The following is a 20124-nucleotide window of genomic DNA, read 5'->3' as shown; positions in this document are numbered from 1 at the left end:
CCCTTGTATCAACACTACCCGGTCATTTCCCTTAGCGCCTGATATTGGAGTGCCTTTCCAGTTTAGGAACTATAATTAATCAGGCTTTCAAGCTGGCCAGGCAAACGTTGACAATTTCATCAAACATTTTTTTACTTGCATCGAATTTCATCGTTACCCTTAGTCCATTCAAAGAATTAAAAATAAACCTCGATAATGACCGGGCAGAATGTGTTTTGGTGAAAACTCCCTGCTGCTGTCCTTTCTCAATCGCTTTGGTGATCATCGATTCGGTATCTTTCATGATCTCATTTGCAATTAAGGCCACATCACTGTCCACAGATCCCAGTTCAACTGCAGAATTTACCATAAAACACCCTTTTGAACGGTTTTCGTCCAATGCATCTACCTTTACCGCCTCAAAAACAAACCTGATGTAGGCTTCAATATCAACGGCGGTTTCCACGCCTTCAATTACGGGATCAATTCTTTCTTTACGGTACTGTTTCAGCGCCAACACAAAAAGTGTATGTTTATCGCCATACGTATCATACAAACTTGAGCGGCTAATGCCTAGGGTATCTACCAAATCCTGTGCGGATGTCGCATTATAGCCCTTCTCCCAAAACAAATTCATTGCCTTATCTAAAACTTCAGTTTCGTTAAATACTTTTGTTCTTGCCATAAAAAAAAAACTTTGTGAGAAATCGAATCTCACAAAGGTAAATAATTTGGAATAATCGTTCCGTATTTAGTCAAAAAAAATTACAATCGCATCGGCACATTGATAGAAGCGCCACTATCTACGGTAATTTCACTTCCTGAAATAAATGAAGCTTCATCAGAAGCTAAAAAGCTAATCAGGCTAGCCACTTCTTCAACCGTTCCATAGCGTTTAAAGGGCATCAAAGTTTTTATATGTGTATGGATTTCATCATTGGCAAATGCACCTTTATGGATTCCCGGCGTTTCAGTCAAAGCAGGTTCTACCACATTGACCCTTATTTTCCTTGCCGCCAATTCAACTGCCGCATTCTTACTGTAGGCTACCAGTGCCGCTTTACTGGCCGAATAAACCGCATTACCAGCATTAAACGAAAAGGCAGACACCGAGGCTAAATGGATAACCGAAGCACCATCTACCAAAAGGGGTACAAACTTTTCCGTGGTAAAAACAGCGCCCTTGAAATTCACGCCCGATACGGCATCAAATGTTTCTTCGGTAATTTGTCCGATGGGTTCAAACACCTCAACGCCACCTGCATTCACCACAAGGATATCTACTTTATCAAACTGTGATTTTACTTCTGCTGCAAGTTTTTCTGTTTCTTTCACGCTCGAAGCATCTGCCTGAATACCTGTAGCATTAGGTCCTAATGCTTTCACGGACTCATCAAGGGTCAGTTGATTGCGACCGGTAATGACAACTTTAGCACCTTGCGCAATAAATTCCTTAGCGGTAGCAAAGCCGATACCCGAAGTGCCGCCGGTTACAACAGATACTTTATCTTTTAATTTACTCATTTTTCTCTTTTTTTATTTAATGGAATGAATGTTCCGTAAAGGTATGTGTTTTGGAATGAACATTCCAATATTTGTTTACAAAAATATTTAACCGCTTTAGTTTAAGTCTTCAGCAGGCGACTTAAATTTTTATATCAGAATAAGGACTTAGTCAATAATATTAGCAGAAAAGTAAATTCAACAAGGCCCGGTAATTAAAAAAAACGGGCTTTTATTTTTAATGCCTGGCTTACAACAAAAGAGGCTGGTCTGGAGGGAAATGATATTGGCAAAATTTTGTTCGAGCGGATATGATTATCTATAAGAATGTTACAAATACTTTTTTATATTTGATTCGCAATAACATCAATTGATCCCTAAACCTAACGATACTGAACTTTGGTTAAAGTTGTTGAATGGAGAAAATGCAGCATTAGATAAAATTTACAAGCTACATTTTCAGTCCCTTTTTCAATATGGTATGCGTATGCTCCATGATGAAGATGAGGTTAGAGATTGCCTTCACAATTTATTTGTTAAGATTTGGGAAAACCGTAAAAATCTGAATCAGACCGACCACATCAGATATTACCTTATATCTGCATTGCGGAATATTATTAGCAATCACAGAATTAAAGAAAACCGATACGAAAGGGTAGAGGCAACAGACGAAACCGTTTTTGATTTAAAGTTTAGCATAGAATCTGAGTATATAAAAAAGGAAGAGATTAATGAAAAAACGATTCAGCTTGCCAAAGCCATGAATCAGTTAACCTCGAGGCAGAAAGAAATTATCTATTTAAAATATTTCGAAGAGTTGGATTACAACCAAATTGCCGATATTTTAGATTTAACTATCAAAGGCGCCTATAAATTAAGTGCCAGAGCACACGATGCCTTACGCGAAATCATGCAGGTTGATAAGGGTTTACTGCTCCTTTTGTTACTCGAATTAAAAAAGTTTCAATTTTTAATAAAATAATTCATTTCCCGTGGGGTAATTTTAAATGCTTTCCTGTTTGTATTATTGAGTGGTAAAATTAATCACTCATTTATATGGAAAACAAAGATTATTCGGTATTTACAATCACAGACTTTTTAGAAGATGCAGATTTTCTGCGCTTTGTGAAATACAAATATCCTAATGATGTTGCTTTTTGGTTGGACTGGCGAAATGCAAATCCACAGAATTTAAAAAGTTTTACGGCAGCCGAATTACAGCTGAAGCTGATTTTAGGTGCTGAGGAATTTATCCCTTCTCCAAATCTGGAAGTTGATTTACTTGAAGATATTAAGCAATCAATTGGTAAAAACCAGAGGATTGCTAAACTCCGCAGAAGAAATTATTATTGGGCTTCGGGTATTGCAGCTTCGTTATTTATTGGTGTTTTCGCCATTTGGTTTTTCAACTCCATTATTACCTACAAGGCCGATTACGGCGAAACGACAAGCCTAACCTTGCCAGATGGAACCGAGATTAAGTTAAACTCAAACTCCAGCCTATCCTATCCACGTGCTTACGCCTGGAAAAAAACGCGTACTGTAAAACTTACTGGTGAAGCTTATTTTCAGGTTAAACACTTAAATCGTAATCCTCAGCAAATTAAAGATGGTGAAAGGTTTCAGGCAGAAACCGGCAGCCTTGAAGTTGAAGTGCTTGGAACTGAATTCAACTTAAAAGAAAGACATGGAGAAGCGCATGTTGCTTTAATACGAGGTAAGGTTCGTGTAAAATCGATAAAAACTGGCAATAAATACATGATGCAGCCAGGTAATGTAATTAAAATAAATGCAGCTGATGGCGCATTAATCGCAGATAATGAAAGTTCAGCGGTGAAAACTGCCTGGACAGAGGGCAAACTTATCGTTAACCAAACCAGCGTAAAGGAAATTATTACCGCTTTCGAAGATTTATATGGCTACAAAGTTATTCTAGATAACCCGGCTTTGAGCAATAAGAAAATCGACGGAAGTATTTCTATCAAAAGTGAGCAGAGTTTATTGTTTACCCTTAGCAATATTCTTGATGTTAACATTAAAAGGGAGGGCAAAGTTATCAGACTTGAAAGCAGGCGATGACTTGAATAACAAAATCAACTAACAACCAACCAAACAACAATGACCAGAATTTTTACCAAACCAATCTACTATCTTTTGATGGTGTTTTTCTCTGTAGGCATTAGTTTTAATGCTTCAGCCCAGGAGAGAAAAATCAGTGTTGAAGAAGCACTAAATACCATCTCAAAAAAGTATAAAACAAAATTTGCTTACGAGCATACTATTATTCAGGGTAAATCTACCAGCAGCGAAAGCTTGAAAGCTAAATCTTTAGATGAGGCTTTAAAAAATGTACTCTACAATAATAATTTACTATTTCTATATGTGAGTGAAGGTAATTATACCATCGTGAGCAGAGATGAGAAACTATTTGATAACAATAAGAATAATCCAAAGTCGCAAGTAACTGATGCAATTGAAAGAGATATTTTTATTAGCGGCCTGGTGGTTGACGAAACCGGAAATCCTTTACCGGGCGCAACCATTAAATCTGATGCTTCGAACAAGGCTATGACAACCGATGGTAACGGCAGGTTTTCACTTTTTGTGCCAGTAACTGCTACAAACATAGGTTTTTCGTATCTGGGCTATCAAAATTCGAGTGTTGCCATTGCCAAATTTAAAGGTAATACCGTAATTAATATGATACCCTCTTTAGCCAACCAGTTAGAAGAAGTTGATATTGTATCTAACGGTTATCAGGTTTTACCAAAAGAGCGTGCAACGGGGGCTGCGGTAGAAGTTAAAGCTGCCGACCTTAAAAAAATACCTACGCCTAACGTAATCAGTCGTTTAGAATCTTTGGTGCCAGGTATGAAAGTGAATTTATATTCGGATAATATGTTTACTTATGGCAATACTCAAGTTGCCATAAATGGTGGCACACGCACAAAAGGTCAATCCGATTATACCATGGCGATAAGGGGAACCAGTACCTTATTGGGCGAAACTTTTCCCTTGGTTGTAATAGATGGAGCCGTTTCTGAAATGGATTTAGCAACCATTAATCCGAATGATATTGCAAGTATTTCATTTTTGAAAGATGCTGCGGCTGCTTCTATTTGGGGTACAAGGGCGGCAAATGGTGTAATTGTAATTACCACCAAAAGAGGTGCGCCAAATCAGGCACCAAAAATATCTTTCTCGGTAAATGCTGCGATGTCTAACAGACCTGATTTAAGTTACTTAAAACTGATGACCTCTGCACAAACTATTGCCTATGAGCAAGACCTGGTTGCCAAAAACTTAATCACTACACCAAATGCAAATACACCATTCGGTCAGCCGGTTGCGAGCATTACCGACCTCACCTTTCAATTAAGGGCGGGAACCATTACACAAGCACAGTATGATGCAGCAATTGCAAATTATAGTGCGATTGATAACCGCAGTCAGATTTCAGAGTATTTATTAAGACCGTCAAACAACCAACAGTACGATTTTTCAATAAGTGGTGGTGGTAAAAGCAGCGATTATTTCTATTCTGCATCTTACGGTAAGGAAAATCCTTATGCCATTGGTACTTCAGGTCAGCGTTTAACCGTAACCATGAACAATACTTTCAAATTATTCAAGGTAGCTACGTTATCCACTAACTTAAAAGGTTCTTTTTTTAAATATAAAACGAATGGACAGAGCTTAAATACCTTGTTTAGTCCAGCTGCATCAACCTTAATGCCTTATAATCTTTTAGTTGATGGACAAGGAAACAGAATACAATATGCCAGACAATATTATGGTCCCTGGACAGATAAATTACAATCGCAAGGGTTTTTAAATTGGAGATACAATCCATTAGATGAGATGGATAATTCAGATAACAGCCAAAATGATAATAATTATGCCTTTAATTTAAATTTGAATGTACCTATTGTTAAAGGCTTATCTGCTATTGGTTTTTTTAGCAATGAAAGAAGTTTTGGTAACACCAGAAGCTATTACAATGAACAGACCTATTACTACCGTAATTTATTAAATGGCTTTACCCCAATTCCAACTACAGGAACCGCAGTAAATTCATTGGGTTTAAACCCAGGCTCCGGTGTACTCTCTAATATTAATACCACACAAAATAACTATACCGTACGTGGTCAGTTAAATTATGACGGTACTTTTGGCAACAATCATCAGTTAACAGCAATTGCTGGTTCTGAAATCAGGCAAACAAAGGTAGGGCAGGGAAGTTCCAGATTGTATGGTTATAATGATGGCACAGGAATTTCAAGACCTGTAAATTACCTGGCGCCTTATAACTCAATATTTGGCAGCGGACAAAACTTATCTGGAAGTCCGGAGCAGCAAGATAAAACCAGAAGATACCTCTCTTATTACAGTAATGCAGCTTACACTTATCGTGGCAAATATACCGTTTCGGGAAGTGTACGTTACGATGATTACAACAACTTCGGTGTAGATCGTAAATTCAGGGCAACACCACTGTGGTCGGCCGGGGTTAAATGGGATGCCTCAAAAGAATCTTTTCTGAATAAATTTCAATGGTTAAGTAATTTAAGTGTTAGAGGAACTTATGGTGTAAATGGTAATATCTCTACTACGCTGTATCCTTTCACTTATATCGGTTTGGGTAGTGGCGATTTGACTACTGGATTACCGAATGCATCTATAATTTCACCAGCAAACTCAGAGTTAAGATGGGAAAAAACCTATGTTGCTAATCTTGGTGTAGACTTTGGCTTTTTTAATAGCAGAATTAGTGGCGCTGTAGATATCTACAATAAAAGAGGTAAAGATTTATTCTATGAGTTTCCGGTAAATGGAACTTATGGCGTTACTACTTTAATCAGGAACTCTACATCATTATCTGGCAACGGGGTAGATTTAAGTTTAAGAGGTGCGATTATCCGTAAAGGCGATGTTGAATTAACATCTGGAATAAACTTTTCGTACAACAATAATAAAGTTACCGATACCCGTTTTGCACTTAATTCTTCTTTCTTCTCAAACCCGGCTTATGGCGTTAACCTAAATGGTTATGCTACCGATAAGATGATGGTGTATAGAAATGCTGGCTTGGATGCAACAGGATTGACCCAGGTTTACGATGAGCTTGGAAACAAAGTACCATCCAGCCGAAACATTACTTCTTTAGATGCCTTGGTTTACGCCGGTAGAAAAAATGCACCATATTTTGGCAGTTTTAATACCTCCTTTAGGTATAAAAAATTAACCCTTATGGCTATTGCGACTTATCAGTTTGGAAATGTATTCTTAAAACCAACCATTAGCGCTTACCCTACAGCCAGAACAGGTCTTCGGTACGATTTACATGAGGATATAGCCAGAAGATGGACTAAGGCCGGAGATGAAGCTTTTACTAACGTTCCAGGTGCGGTAGGTACTTTTGCAGCATTAAGTCTTTTACGTTATCAGCAATCGGATATAAATGTTTTAAAAGGTGATTACATCCGTTTAAGAGAGCTTTCTCTAAGCTATCAGTTACCAGTTGAGCGATTGACAAATTTTGTTAAAGGGGCTAATTTCGGTTTTTCTGTTAGAAACCTGGGCTTACTGTGGACGGCTAACAAGGAGCATATCGACCCTGATTTTACAGCAGGTTTAACGGCTACTACTTTAGGTTTGCCTTCAACGGTATCATACAACTTTTCATTAAATGTTAACTTTTAATCGAAACGAAAATGAAATTAAGATATAAAATATATAGTTTTCTATTTGCTGCAGCTGCTTTATCAGGATGCAAAAAATTTGTGGATATCAAAACACAAGGGAATCTGGTTCCAAATCAAACCATCAATTACAGATATTTACTAAACAGTACTTCAAATTTAGAGAGTGTTTCGAGTTTATCAGATTTTGCTTCAAATGATATCGACTTAACTGATGTTGCACAACAATCTTCACTTAGTGGTTCACAGTTGTATAGTTATTATACAGGAAGTTATGCCTGGCAGTCGGTTCTTTACCCTCTAGGTTCAGCATATGAACAAGATAGAAACTGGAATTCTCTTTACAACAGAATATTACTTTGCAATACCATTATTAATGAATTGCCTGAAAGCAATGGTACGAAACAAGAAAAGGATAAGTTAACAGCCGAGGCTTTGGTACACAGGGCTGATGCCTACATGAATTTGGTTAACAACTATGCTAAACCTTATGAGGCCTCAACAGCTTCATCCGATTTGGGTGTTCCGCTTGTTTTAGTCCAAACCTTTAGCCAAAAACTTAACCGGGCAACTGTTCAGGTTATTTACAGCCAGATTATTGCCGATTTAACCACAGCTTTGGCAGCACTACCGGCAACTCAGGCCTATAACACTTTACCATCAAAAGTATCGGCCTATGGCGAACTGGCAAGGTGTTATCTTTTAATGAAAGATTATGCCAATGCGGCAAAATATGCTGATGAGGCATTGAAATTAAGAAGTACCTTAAACAATTTGGGTACTTACACCGCTGCTAATATGAGCAGCTACCCAAGAAGAATTGCCGATCCTGAAATTTTACTTTCAAAAGTGCCATCGGATGGTACAGTAAGTTATAGTCCAACTGCGTTTAAGCTAAGTGCCGAATTTTTAAGCTTACTGGGTACTAAAGATCAACGTTACACTTTATTTACGACTGATGGAGCCAGCATTGCCTTTGGTTATACTGGTAAATTTTGGAAAAAGGAAGCCGCAATCGGCGAAACCAGAAATGAGGGTCCATCGGTTCCGGAAATGATGCTGATTCGTGCAGAAGCTTATGCAAGGGCCGGCGATGCCAATAATGCAATGATTTTAATAAATAATTTAAGGGTGAAAAGATTTTTACCTGCTGATTATATCGCTTTAACAGCAAGTGATGCGAACGATGCCTTAGTTAAGGTTATCGAGGAACGCAGAAGAGAGTTTTTTGGAATCGCACTAAGATGGTGGGATATGCGCAGGTTAAAAAATGAAGCGGCATTCCAAAGAACATACACCCGTGTATTTAACGGTGTTACCTATACTTTACCGCCGAATAGTAATCGTTATGTTTTCCCAATTGCCGAATACTTACGCCAGTTAAATCCAGAATTAGAACAAAATCCTTAATACACACAAACCAACGGTGCAGAAAATTATTTCTGTGCCGTTAACCTCCAAAACCATGTTAAAAAAAATAATCCTACTCAGTCTTTTTATTTCGCTCTCTATTGTTGGATTTTCGCAATCTCCAAACTTTACTTTTAATCCTCAAAAGCCATTAAATGGAAAACCTTTAACTATTAGTTATGATGCTACAGAAACCGTTTTAAAAGGACAAAAGAGTGTTAATGCGGTTGTTTATCAATATAATAATTATAAATGGACTGCCGTAGATTTAAAATTCAATGGTAGTAATAACCTGTGGAAGGCAGAATTTAACGTACCGGCAAATTGTGGCTTTTTAGCTTTTAAGTTTACAGCTGATACACTAGTTGATAATAATAAAGACCAGGGTTATTTCATCATGTTAGGTGATAAAGATAGAGCAGGTGCAATGGCGCCGGGTGCTTATGCAGGATGGGGAATGGCCCGTTCGCCTAAATATAATATGGACATTCCTGATTATATGAAATTTGTCGGCGTTAGCGATTCGGCAACTTATCATTGGTTAAACCAGGAAATTAGCTTTAACCAATCTGCTAAATCTACTTTGGTTTATCCTTATGCTGTAGCGTTAAAAGAAACTTTTAAAAATGATGCACCGCCAAGGTTGCAACGTGTTTTGGCTTACCTTAAGCGTAAAGATGCAAGTGAAACAGATTTGCTAAATGCTAAACGAATCTTACTTACTTTATTACAAGATAAAACAACAGCGGATTCGGTAGAACAGGTAATGAGGGCAAAATTTCAAAATGGTAGTCTGGCCAGATTAGATGCCCATAAAGAAATTGCTAAAAGTAGGGATGTTGCGACCATACTTGCTGCATCGCAGAAATTTTTAAACGATTTTCCTGAATACAAAACTAACCCCGATTTTGATGCACAGAATAGAATTAACTATGGCTTGGTGTATCAAAATGTAATGGTTTTTAGTACCATGCAAGATATAAACTCAGGTAATGTTGCTAAATATGTAGACTCCTTATCATTCAACATTCTACCAAGTGTATATTATAAACTGATTCAAATTCCATACGACCAGGCGAATATGGATTTCAATAAACTGGCTCAATTTTCAAATCTCCTGGTTAAAAGATTCGAATATTTTAAAGTTAATCAACCCGAAACTATGAGCCATTTATCGCCAATGGAATGGAGTAAGGAATACAATAGAATTTTTATTACCAGTGTTTCTCGTGTGCACATTGGTTTGCTAAATAAAACGGGGCATTACGCTGAAGCGTTAACCTTTGCTAAACAGGCTGAAACCCATTATAAATACAGCATGGCTGCAATAAATAATGAGTATGCATTCGCTTTAAAAAAATTGGGTAAAACAGGCGAGCTTGAAACGGTTTTGGTAAAAAGCATGTACGAAAACCAAAGCTCTACAGAAATGATGGTCATGTTAAAAGAAATTTACCTGAAGAAGCATAAATCAGAAAATAGCTTTGATTCTTATTTGGAGTCCTTGAAAAATCCTACTCATGCTAAAAAGGATATTGAAGAGCTGAAAGGTAAAATGATTAAAAAGGAAATGCCTGCCTGGAGCATGAAAGATATGAACGGTAAAACGGTAAGCTCTGCTGATTTAAAAGGTAAAACCGTTGTTATGGACTTTTGGGCAACCTGGTGTGTACCTTGTAAGGCCTCATTTCCAGGTATGAAACTCGCCGTAGAAAAATATAAAAATGATAAAGATGTTGTTTTCCTTTTTATAGATACTGAAGAATCCAAAGTTGGTTTTAAACAAGAAGTAGCGAAATATATTAAAGATAATAACTATCCATTTCAGGTATTGTTTGATAATCAGGTAGCTGGTGAGAAAGTAAATGCTGAGGTATTTAACCGAATTGCTAAAACGTTCAGTATTTCGGGCATTCCACAAAAGTTAATTATTGATAAAAACGGTTTCTTGAGGTTCATTTCAATCGGATTTAATGGAAGTGCTACAGGTTTGGCTGATGAGATTTCATCGCTTATTGAATTAACTAAAACTGCAGAGTAAGTATGAAAAAGATTATCATGATGTTTTCGGCATTACTTTGTTTAATTCAATTATCGAAAGCACAAAATTTTACCTCAAAAGAAGTTAGTTTTAAATCTCCCGATGGGAAAATAACTTATGGAGGTACTTTATCCGTTCCAAATGGTCAAAAACGATTTCCGGCGATAGTAATTCTATCTGGTACTGGTATGCAAGATCGGGACGGGCTAATGGCCGGACATAAAATCTTTCTTGATATTGCAAATGAATTATCTGCTAATGGTTATGCGGTTTTAAGGTTAGATGATAGAGGCGTAGGTAAAACAACAGGTGTTTATGAAACATCAACCACCGAAGATTTTGCTGATGATGCTTTATTGGCCATTCAATACTTAAAAAAGTTACCCGAAATAGAACCAAAAAAAGTTGGCTTAATGGGGCATAGTGAAGGTGGAGCAGCCATGTCTATCGCGGCAGCTAAAAGTAAAGATGTAGCATTTTTAATCAGTCTGGCTGGCCTGGCAATGGGTGGTTACGATTCTCAAATTGTACAAAACGAGGGGCTTGTTAATGCTTCAAAATTACCAGATTACGATAAGGCACGCTCAAATGAGATTAACGGTTTAATGTTTAAAACAGCCTTAAAATATGCCGATTCGGCAAATATGGAGGCTAAATTAAACGAAACCTATTCTACATGGAAAGTAAAAGATGATGCTTATTTCAAAACGTTAAATATTGAATTTGACCATTTCCGCTTCCCGATTTACAGTTACGTCAGAAACGCAATTGGCCCATGGTACCGCTATTTTATTAAGTATGATGCAAAGAAAACCATGGCACAAATTAAGGTGCCCGTTTTAGCCATAAATGGAGATAAGGATATTTTAGTGGCTGGTGAGGCGAATCTTAAAAACTGGAAAAACTACATTGCAGCAGGTGGAAACACAAAGGTAGAAACACATTTGATTCCAAATCTGAACCATTTGCTATTGCCTTGTGTAACCTGCGATAATGCCGAAATGCCAAATATAAAAAGTTCAGTTTCGCCTGTGGCGTTAAGCATAATGGTGGGCTGGCTAAAAAAGACCTTAAAATAGAAGTTTAAGTAATTTAGTTAATGATTCAGACTAGTTTGCAGGATTGCGCTGGTCTGTATTTTTCATATTTAATATCCCCCGCCAATTTTTTCTGCGATGAAATATAAATCAATATTGTTGATGCCATTTTTGATAATGGTTTTTTCCATCAAACTAGCTGCTCAAACTGAGCGTAGCAAACAACTAACAGCAAACCTTGTTGATGCAATTAACGCTTTAGATACTCAAAAAATTATTTCCTTATTGGATGATAGCTGTATGATTTCTTCGCTGCCAAGAGGGATGAATGAACGAGTTATTCCGTTAATTTTTAACGAAAAGTTTGTAAAAATCGCCAATTATAAAATTACCAAGGAAGTTAAGGATAGCTTAGGTTTAAGGGTTTTTCTTGAGGTAAACTATGCAAATGGCAAACCTGGAAAACCAGATTTTGTTTTCAACAAAGCAGGAAAAGTAGTTCAGTTCAATATTATTAATATTAAAAAACCTGAGCACAAATCTGCCGAACTTAAGCCTGCGCTGAAAGGTATTCTGCCCGATAAGGTGCTTCTACCTTTTGAGCTTTCTGGTGGATTGATCTTTGTGCCGACTAAAATCGACGGAAAAGATGGTTGGTTGCAATTTGACTCAGGTTCTGCATTTACCATTTTAAACCAGGCTGATTTTCCATCAAAAGATTCAAATTCGGTAAGAACCACAGTTACTGGTATAAATGGCGTAAGTAATTTAAGGCAGTATAACGCAGATAGTATTCTGTTGGGTAATCTGAAGCTAGAAAATTTTGCTACAAACACAATGGCTAATGTCGGGCAAGATGGATCTTTTGGTTTATTGGGGTTTGATATTTTTAGAGATTACGAGCTAATTCTGGATTACCAAAACCAAACAATTGAATTAAATAAAACTGACAGCATTGGAAATTATTTAAATAATAACACTGAACTCGGAAAACCCATTTATATAGCAAAAATTGTAATGCAAAGGCACATTCCGATTATAAAACTTACCGTTGGTAAAAAACAATACGCGATGGGTTTGGATTGCGGTGCAAATTCAAATTTATTCTTCAATGAAAATTACCAATTACTTAAGAATAAGCTTAAAGAAGAAACAGCTGTTGATATGGGTGGCTTGGGCGATAAAACAATAAAAGTAAAAAGTGCTATTTTATCAAGCGCTTCTGTTGGGAAACTGACTTTTACAAATATGGAAACTGTATTTACACATAATAACATGGGTAATGCGAATACATCAGAAAAGTTAAATATCGATGGCATTCTGGGTTATCCCTTTTTAAAGCAATATAAGATAGCTGTTAATTTCAAAAAACAAAGTGTTTCCTTTTTTAAAAACAGCCGGTAGTGAGGAGGATTTCTTTCTTTAAAGTGGTATTCGTTAAGCCGAAATTATGTTCTTCAACTTCAAAATAAGTTTCACTTGTATCAATAGCGAGGAAGTAGCAGGGGTTTAAATTACATCAGCAACTTGTTGTAAAATTACTTTGCGCAAATGCTCTTGATGTTCATCTCCCCATTGTCCTAATGCTGCAATAACAGGGATTAAAGTTTTCCCAAGTTCTGTAAGGCTATATTCCACTTTTGGGGGTACAACCGGATAAATTTTCCTTTTGATAAGCTCATGTTTTTCCAATTCGTTCAACTGAATATTTAAAACCCTGCGCGAGGCATCCGGAATTTTACGTTGCAGTTCGCTCGGGCGCTTATGTCCCTCATTGATAAACCAAAGGAGTCGGATTTTCCATTTACCATAAATTACTTCACCGATCAAATCAAGTCCGCAATTTAGACTCGGCTGAATCTTTCTTTCATACATTTTATAAAGTTACATCTATGTTCCAAATTGCACAATAGGGGAAAAATTTATCCCTATATGAATCGTAATTCCGTACTTGTACAAACTGTTTTTACATGCCAATTTTGTCCTATAAAAATTATTAGATAATGGATAAATTTGATTTCAATAATGAGTTGTCAGGGAAGATTGCCCTGGTAACTGGCGGAACAAAAGGAACCGGAAAAGCTATTGCTGAACGGCTTTTAGATGCGGGTGCTACTGTTATTATTACGGCTAGGAGCCTGCCTGAAAAAGAGCATAAACTACTTCATTTCATCCCGTCAGACCTGAGTAAAGCGGGTGGTGCAACAAAAGTAGTAGATGAGGTAATATCAACTTATGGAAGGCTCGATATTCTTGTCAACAACCTTGGTTCTTCTACAACTCCTGCTGGTGGTTTTAGTGTACTAAGTGACGAAGATTGGGAATCAACACTACAGGCAAATTTATTGGCTCCGGTTCGTTTGGATAGAGGATTCCTACCACAAATGATCGATCGAAAAACCGGCGTCATCATTCACATTGCTTCAATTCAGGGAATATTACCACTGTATGATTCGACCTTGCCATACGCAGCTTCAAAAGCAGCATTGCTTAATTACAGCAAGAGCTTATCAAACGAGGTAGCACCAAAAGGCGTTCGTGTGCTAGCTGTTTCACCAGGATGGATAAATACCACGGCATCTGTAGCCTGGCTAGGTGAAATAGCCAAAAGCTCAAATGTTTCAGTTGAGGAGGCTCAAAAAGGTGTGATGGATGCTTTAGGCGGAATTCCTTATGGAAGACCTGCAGAGCCTTCAGAAGTTGCAGAATTGGTTGGCTTTTTGGTTTCGCCAAGGGCAAGCTATCTTACGGGAACAAATTATATAATTGACGGTGGGACTGTTCCTACTATTTAATAACCATAAAATAAATAAAAATGAACTTACCGAAAGTAATATTAGATTTAATAGATACACAAAACAGCTTCGATAGCGCTGCTTATGCAAATTGTTTTTCTGAAACAGCAGTAGTTTTTGATGAGGGGAAAACGCACAGGGGTAGAAGAGAGATTGAAGATTGGATTAAGGATGCCAACGATCGATATCATGCTACAATGCAGCCTGTAAATTTTGATGAAACAGAAAGCATCTTGAAAACTGAAGTCTCAGGGAATTTTGATGGTAGTCCGATTTTATTGAACTACCATTTGGAAATAAAGGATCATTTAATACAATCACTTAGAGTTACGGGATAAGGGCTACCTGAGCAGTAAGGCCAGATTGTTGAAAGCAGTTTTTTTCAAAGCTGCTTTTTTTTTAACCCCTCTAGTTTAATCTTTCCGCAGGGCGACTTAAACTTTTTATATAAAAATAGGGACTTTGTCCGTGATAATAGCAATAAAGCAGATACAATAGGCCTCGGTTTATATATTATGAAGAAGGAGAGGGGCTTTTGCCAATATTGTTTATGAGCTACTGTATTTCGGTCTGAAGAACTCAATTTAAGTGATCCGTTGGAACAATAAACCAGATGGGGTCTTCGACTCCGCTCAGACTGACATGCGACTCGACTCAGACTGGTAGTTATGTTCAGGAAGATTATGCTTTTAGTTTGCTTTGAGTGGTTTAAAGAAGTATATCTATTGGTCTTCGACTCCGCTCAGACTGACACTCGATTTTGCTCGGATTGACATTCGATTTTGCTTAAATTGATAATGCTAATAATTACAGAAACTCATCGATATCGCCTTTACCTTCTCGGATAATTTCGAATTCGCCTGTGGTACAATCAATTACTGTTGAGGCCTCGTTATCGCCATAGCCACCATCTATTACTAAATCAACCAAGTCCTGATATTTTTCATAAATCAATTCAGGGTCGGTAGAATATTCAATTAATTCATCATCATCCTTGATTGAGGTTGATAGAATTGGATTACCAAGCTCTTTAACAATGCAACGGGCTATATTATTATCGGGAACACGAATACCAACCGTTTTTTTGTTAGAACTTAGAAGTTTAGGTACGTTATTATTGGCATTAAAAATAAAAGTAAATGGGCCAGGTAATGCCTTTTTAAGCACTCTGAAAGTGGTATTGTCGATTGGTTTTATGTAGTCGGCAATGTGACTTAAATCATGGCATATAAAAGAAAAGTTAGCTTTTTCAGGTTTTATCCCGCGGATGCGGCAAATTTTTTCAATTGCTTTTGGGTTGGTGATATCGCAGCCCAAACCATAAATAGTATCAGTAGGGTAGATAATTAATCCACCTTTTTTAAGCACTTCTACAACTTGCTCAATGGCTCTTTCGTTGGGGTTTTCTGGATAAATCTTAATAAGCATAGCGTAAAAATAACAATTTAATGGTGTCAGTTGTTTAATAATCCTAATCTTTGTACTAACAAAACATACGCTAACCCATTTATTATGAGAAAAGCTTTCGTAGCCATTGCTGCATTTTTAGTTGCCCTTACCATCATGCTAGGTTTGTATCAACCCTTTTTATGGTGGACATTCCTCTTCACAGGTCCTTTTGTTGTTTTAGGTATTTACGATTTATATCAGCCAAAACACAGTATCGTTAGAAATTACCCGGTGTTTGGTCGTTTACGGTATTTCATGGAAGAGTTAAGACCAAAAGTGTACCAATATTTTGTAGAGAGTGATACCAATGGAACGCCCTATAACCGTTTAAACCGTTCGTTAATTTATCAACGTGCTAAAACCGATAATGATACCATTCCATTTGGAACCCAATTAAACGTTTATGAGAATGGTTACGAGTGGTTAAGTCACAGTATTTCTGCCATTTCACATCATGAGTTGAATTTAGATCCCCGTGTTTTAGTTGGCGGTCCGGATTGTAAAAAACCATATTCTTCCAGTATTTATAATATTTCTGCAATGAGCTTTGGTTCATTAAGTCAGAATGCGATTTTAGCGCTAAATGGAGGGGCTAAGTTGGGTAAATTTGCCCACAATACAGGTGAGGGTGGTATAAGTGATTATCACCGTGAACCAGGTGGCGATTTAATCTGGCAAATTGGTACCGGATATTTTGGTTGCAGAAATGAGGACGGAACTTTCAACTTTGATGCTTATGCCGAGCGGGCAGTCGTAGATCAGGTTAAAATGATTGAAATCAAACTATCGCAAGGTGCTAAACCGGGGCATGGTGGTATGTTACCGGCCAAGAAAGTTACGCCAGAAGTTGCCCGTATCCGTTTGGTTCCACAAGGAAAAGATATTTTATCGCCGCCAGCGCATTCGGCATTCAATACGCCAATTGGCTTATTGGAGTTTATTAAGCAGTTGAGGGATTTGTCGGGTGGTAAACCTGTAGGTTTTAAACTTTGTATTGGTAGAAGAAGTGAGTTTTACGCCATCTGCAAAGCGATGATTGAGACTAAAATTTATCCTGACTTTATTACCGTTGATGGTGGTGAAGGTGGTACGGGTGCTGCTCCTCAAGAATTTTCAAACTCGGTAGGAATGCCTTTACGCGAAGGCGTTGCTTTTGTTTATGATGTTTTAAACGGTTTCGATTTGAAAAAGCATATTAAAATTATTGCTTCAGGAAAAGTTGCTACCGGATTTGATTTGGTTAAAAATATTGCCCTTGGTGCAGATATGTGCAATACTGCCCGTGGAATGATGTTCGCTTTGGGTTGCATTCAGGCTTTAGAGTGTAATAGCAATACCTGCCCTACAGGTGTGGCTACGCAAGACCAAAGTTTAATGAAGGGACTTGTAGTGGATGATAAAAAAGTGAGGGTTAAAAATTTCCACAACTTAACGGTTGCGAGTGCTGTTGAACTTTTAGGTGCTGCGGGTTTGAGAGAACCTCATCAATTGAGCAGGGCTTATATTAACAGACGTGTGAGTGCAAATTCGATTCAAAGTTATTTAGAAAGTTTCCCTTACATCCCGGCAGGTAGCCTATTGCAAACCCCTTATCCAACCCGTTTTGAATTGGGAATGGCTTTAAGTAGTTCTGCAAGTTTTGCGCCAACTGATTACAGAGTTTCGGCAGTTGATTATGCGCATGCCAATCCGTTTAATGATACGGTACAGGATGATGGAAGGTTGTAGGGTTAGTGGTGAATGAATGAGTGAATGAATGATTGAATGAATGAATGATTGACAGTCGACTCTTAAAATAAAAATCCCGCAGATTTAAATGATTCACGCAAATTCAATCTGCGAAATCACCGTTATCTGCGGGATTTTTTGTTTTTATACTTTAGTCATGCTGAATCAACAGACTACCGACAACTATTAACTGACGACTATCCACTGACCACTAATCTCTAATCTCTTTCTACAAATTCTTCCTTAACCAAGCTCCAGAGTAATTTTCTTACTTCTTTAAAATCGTTTAGGTAATATTTTGCTTCTGATAAATTATTGCCAACTTTAACGGTTATCGCATCATCTGGCAAAGCCCTGAAAATATCCTCATCTGTATGGTCATCGCCAAGTGCCATAATAAAATCGGGGTTTTTATCGTACAGCCAGTTTAATGCGGCTTTGCCTTTGTTCACTTCAATGTTTTTAAATTCGATAACTTTATTGCCGGGCATCAATTGTAAGCCTTTATCTGCGGCTAAAATTTTCATATGGCTCACAATTTCATTTGCTCTTAGATCTCCTAACCCTTCTTCCGCTTTGCGATAATGCCAAACTAATGAATAGCTTTTTTCTTCTATGAATGAGCCTGGTGTTCTATCAGTGTAAGTTTCCAGTTGGGTCTTAATTTCACTTTTCCATTGGTCGGTTAGCAAAGGCAGGCAATTCCATTTATCGCCATGCGTTTTTTGCCAGGCACCATGTTCGGCTATTAAATCTACTTTCATATGCCCAAACCATTGCTCAAGTGTTTCGTGTCTTCTACCACTGATGATAACTACCGTATTCGAGTTATCTAGTGTTAGGTTCTCAATTAAATCGTACAATTCATCATCTGGAGAGGCGTCATCAATATTTCCGGTAAAATCTACCAGTGTTCCATCATAATCAAGAAAAAGTACGCGATTGCTGGTTTTAGCATATTGAGCAGCAATAATTTCGTTTACAGAATTTACTGCGTGTTTTGTTTGTAATGATTTTTGTGAGTCTTTCACTTCGTTTAGTCTTAAAATAAAATTATTAACCCAATGCTTTACATTGAATTTTTCTACAATTGCTCGCATGGCTTTCATACGGGTTTGTTGCTCTTCCAAGGGCATTTTTAGGGCGGTAACAATGGCTTCCATGATGTCGCCCAAGTTGTTCGGATTTACAACCAATGCATCTGTTAACTCTTTTGATGCACCAGCCATTTCACTCAAAATTAGTACACCATCTTCGTTATTTCTACTGGCGACATATTCTTTACTTACCAAATTCATACCATCCCGCATCGGCGTAACCAGACAAACATCAGCTGATGAATAAAGTGCAGAAAGGACCTCAATTGGAAAGGAACGATAAAAATAATTCACCGGAATCCAGTCCATAGAGCGATATCGGGCATTTAAGTTTCCGACAAACTGATCAATTTGGTCTCTCAGTTCACTGTATTGTGGTACGGTATCTCTTGATGGAACCACAATCATAAATAACTCTATTTTTCCGATGTATTCCGGATGCATTTGCAACAACAATTCAAGCGCTTTTAAGCGTTCTAAAATTCCCTTGCTGTAGTCCAATCTATCAATAGAAAGAATAATTTTTACATCTTCTTTTCCATTTCTGAAATAATCTATTTCCTTTTTTACCTCAGCTGTTGTGGTTAGTGATGCGAATTTTTCATAATCAATTCCCATAGGGAAAGCTTCAATTACAATTTGCCTTTCGTTACTGTTTAGCACATTAGATGATGAGTTTACGGTGAGTAATCTTGTAGCCGTACTAATGAAATGGCGAACATCATCGTAAGTATGGAAACCGATTAAATCTGCGCCAATTAAGCCATTAAGCAATTCTTCACGCCAGGGAATGAGTCTGAAAATTTCGTATGATGGAAAGGGAATATGTTGGAAGAAACCGATGGTTGAGTTTGGAAATTTCTCTCTCAAAATACCGGGCAGTAAAAGTAGCTGGTAATCCTGAATCCAGATTTTATCTCTTCTGTTAAGGACCTGCATGGCACTTTTTGCAAATTTTTCGTTTACCGATTTATAACAGTCCCAATAACTTTGTTCGTAATGTGCATAGGTAACGAGGTAATGAAACACAGGCCATAAAACCTCGTTTGAAAAACCCTCATAATATAAATTGATTTCTTCTTGCGTAAGGAAAACGGGGTAGAGGTTAAGTTCGCCTAATTTCTGAATGACTTCTTCCTGTCGTTCTTCCGGAACTTCTATTCCGGGCCAACCAACCCAAATGGAGTTGCCTGTTTTGTACACGTCGCCAAGCCCGGTAGCCAAGCCACCCTCGCTGGGAATAAACGTGTAATCGTTATTTTCTTCAATGATTTTAACGGGTAGTCTGTTCGATATTATAACTGTCTTCATGCTTGTATTTGATGTATCCACATAAATAAAAGCGCATTAAACGTTTTTTGTTTGAATTTTGTTTTAAAACAA

Annotated in this window: 15 protein-coding genes; 10 read left to right on the top strand and 5 right to left on the bottom strand. The window is 37.5% G+C overall.

Annotated elements, in window-relative coordinates; genetic code table 11:
* Window positions 1-79: 79 nt before the first annotated feature.
* Complete coding sequence (locus R2Q16_RS17745) at window positions 80-664, bottom strand: TetR/AcrR family transcriptional regulator (protein ID WP_316739013.1); 585 nt, start codon at window positions 662-664, stop codon at window positions 80-82.
* Window positions 665-744: 80 nt separating this feature from the next.
* Window positions 745-1503 carry an SDR family NAD(P)-dependent oxidoreductase gene (locus tag R2Q16_RS17740; protein ID WP_316739012.1) on the bottom strand — a complete coding sequence of 253 codons (759 nt, stop codon included), beginning with the start codon at window positions 1501-1503 and terminating at the stop codon, window positions 745-747.
* Window positions 1504-1852: 349 nt separating this feature from the next.
* Here R2Q16_RS17740 and R2Q16_RS17735 point away from each other — a divergent pair, with 349 nt between their 5' ends.
* From R2Q16_RS17735 to R2Q16_RS17705, 7 genes are all read left to right on the top strand, one after another.
* Entirely contained in the window at window positions 1853-2464 is a 612-nt protein-coding gene (locus R2Q16_RS17735; protein WP_316739011.1) for a sigma-70 family RNA polymerase sigma factor, read from the top strand.
* A gap of 74 nt (window positions 2465-2538) precedes the next feature.
* Window positions 2539-3561: a FecR family protein gene (locus R2Q16_RS17730; RefSeq protein ID WP_316739010.1), complete on the top strand. Its 1023-nt coding sequence runs from the start codon at window positions 2539-2541 to the stop codon at window positions 3559-3561.
* A 39-nt stretch (window positions 3562-3600) separates the two neighbouring features.
* On the top strand, window positions 3601-7185 hold the full coding sequence (locus R2Q16_RS17725; protein ID WP_316739009.1) for a SusC/RagA family TonB-linked outer membrane protein: 3585 nt from the start codon (window positions 3601-3603) through the stop codon (window positions 7183-7185).
* 11 nt (window positions 7186-7196) lie between these two features.
* Entirely contained in the window at window positions 7197-8594 is a 1398-nt protein-coding gene (locus R2Q16_RS17720) for a RagB/SusD family nutrient uptake outer membrane protein (protein ID WP_316739008.1), read from the top strand.
* 55 nt (window positions 8595-8649) lie between these two features.
* Window positions 8650-10635, top strand: a complete 1986-nt coding sequence (locus tag R2Q16_RS17715) for a TlpA disulfide reductase family protein (RefSeq protein WP_316739007.1) — start codon at window positions 8650-8652, stop codon at window positions 10633-10635.
* Between the two features lie 2 nt (window positions 10636-10637).
* Window positions 10638-11714 carry an alpha/beta hydrolase family protein gene (locus tag R2Q16_RS17710; protein ID WP_316739006.1) on the top strand — a complete coding sequence of 359 codons (1077 nt, stop codon included), beginning with the start codon at window positions 10638-10640 and terminating at the stop codon, window positions 11712-11714.
* Window positions 11715-11810: 96 nt separating this feature from the next.
* Window positions 11811-13076, top strand: a complete 1266-nt coding sequence (locus tag R2Q16_RS17705) for a pepsin/retropepsin-like aspartic protease family protein (RefSeq protein WP_316739005.1) — start codon at window positions 11811-11813, stop codon at window positions 13074-13076.
* 105 nt (window positions 13077-13181) lie between these two features.
* On the opposite strand, the gene R2Q16_RS17700 is transcribed toward R2Q16_RS17705, so the two are convergent.
* The gene (locus R2Q16_RS17700) at window positions 13182-13547 is read right to left on the bottom strand and encodes a helix-turn-helix domain-containing protein (protein ID WP_316739004.1); all 366 of its coding nucleotides are present in this window, start codon (window positions 13545-13547) and stop codon (window positions 13182-13184) included.
* A 128-nt stretch (window positions 13548-13675) separates the two neighbouring features.
* Here R2Q16_RS17700 and R2Q16_RS17695 point away from each other — a divergent pair, with 128 nt between their 5' ends.
* The gene (locus R2Q16_RS17695) at window positions 13676-14467 is read left to right on the top strand and encodes an SDR family oxidoreductase (RefSeq protein WP_316739003.1); all 792 of its coding nucleotides are present in this window, start codon (window positions 13676-13678) and stop codon (window positions 14465-14467) included.
* A 20-nt stretch (window positions 14468-14487) separates the two neighbouring features.
* Window positions 14488-14805, top strand: coding sequence for a nuclear transport factor 2 family protein (locus R2Q16_RS17690; protein ID WP_316739002.1), 318 nt, complete (start codon window positions 14488-14490; stop codon window positions 14803-14805).
* A 469-nt stretch (window positions 14806-15274) separates the two neighbouring features.
* Here R2Q16_RS17690 and R2Q16_RS17685 read toward each other — a convergent pair whose 3' ends face one another.
* Window positions 15275-15895 (bottom strand): L-threonylcarbamoyladenylate synthase, encoded by a 621-nt coding sequence (locus tag R2Q16_RS17685; RefSeq protein WP_316739001.1) that lies wholly within the window; start codon window positions 15893-15895, stop codon window positions 15275-15277.
* Window positions 15896-15979: 84 nt separating this feature from the next.
* On the opposite strand from R2Q16_RS17685, the gene R2Q16_RS17680 reads away from it, so the two are divergent.
* Window positions 15980-17644, top strand: a complete 1665-nt coding sequence (locus R2Q16_RS17680; protein ID WP_316739000.1) for an FMN-binding glutamate synthase family protein — start codon at window positions 15980-15982, stop codon at window positions 17642-17644.
* A gap of 218 nt (window positions 17645-17862) precedes the next feature.
* Here R2Q16_RS17680 and R2Q16_RS17675 read toward each other — a convergent pair whose 3' ends face one another.
* Window positions 17863-20052 carry a bifunctional alpha,alpha-trehalose-phosphate synthase (UDP-forming)/trehalose-phosphatase gene (locus R2Q16_RS17675; protein WP_316738999.1) on the bottom strand — a complete coding sequence of 730 codons (2190 nt, stop codon included), beginning with the start codon at window positions 20050-20052 and terminating at the stop codon, window positions 17863-17865.
* Between the last annotated feature and the right edge of the window lie 72 nt (window positions 20053-20124).

Origin of the sequence: Pedobacter aquatilis, assembly GCF_032678425.1 — a bacterium.
Classification (GTDB): domain Bacteria; phylum Bacteroidota; class Bacteroidia; order Sphingobacteriales; family Sphingobacteriaceae; genus Pedobacter; species Pedobacter aquatilis_B.
The sequence above is the reverse complement of the archived record's forward strand: the minus strand, read 5'-3'. Positions and strand labels throughout refer to the sequence as shown.

Coding starts and splice junctions, on each gene's coding strand:
- R2Q16_RS17695 (WP_316739003.1), top strand. CDS start 13,676: ATGGATAAATTTGATTTCAATAATGAGTTGTCAGGGAAGATTGCCCTG.
- R2Q16_RS17680 (WP_316739000.1), top strand. CDS start 15,980: ATGAGAAAAGCTTTCGTAGCCATTGCTGCATTTTTAGTTGCCCTTACC.
- R2Q16_RS17720 (WP_316739008.1), top strand. CDS start 7,197: ATGAAATTAAGATATAAAATATATAGTTTTCTATTTGCTGCAGCTGCT.
- R2Q16_RS17725 (WP_316739009.1), top strand. CDS start 3,601: ATGACCAGAATTTTTACCAAACCAATCTACTATCTTTTGATGGTGTTT.
- R2Q16_RS17745 (WP_316739013.1), bottom strand. CDS start 664: ATGGCAAGAACAAAAGTATTTAACGAAACTGAAGTTTTAGATAAGGCA.
- R2Q16_RS17740 (WP_316739012.1), bottom strand. CDS start 1,503: ATGAGTAAATTAAAAGATAAAGTATCTGTTGTAACCGGCGGCACTTCG.
- R2Q16_RS17690 (WP_316739002.1), top strand. CDS start 14,488: ATGAACTTACCGAAAGTAATATTAGATTTAATAGATACACAAAACAGC.
- R2Q16_RS17715 (WP_316739007.1), top strand. CDS start 8,650: ATGTTAAAAAAAATAATCCTACTCAGTCTTTTTATTTCGCTCTCTATT.
- R2Q16_RS17685 (WP_316739001.1), bottom strand. CDS start 15,895: ATGCTTATTAAGATTTATCCAGAAAACCCCAACGAAAGAGCCATTGAG.
- R2Q16_RS17710 (WP_316739006.1), top strand. CDS start 10,638: ATGAAAAAGATTATCATGATGTTTTCGGCATTACTTTGTTTAATTCAA.
- R2Q16_RS17700 (WP_316739004.1), bottom strand. CDS start 13,547: ATGTATGAAAGAAAGATTCAGCCGAGTCTAAATTGCGGACTTGATTTG.
- R2Q16_RS17675 (WP_316738999.1), bottom strand. CDS start 20,052: ATGAAGACAGTTATAATATCGAACAGACTACCCGTTAAAATCATTGAA.
- R2Q16_RS17730 (WP_316739010.1), top strand. CDS start 2,539: ATGGAAAACAAAGATTATTCGGTATTTACAATCACAGACTTTTTAGAA.
- R2Q16_RS17705 (WP_316739005.1), top strand. CDS start 11,811: ATGAAATATAAATCAATATTGTTGATGCCATTTTTGATAATGGTTTTT.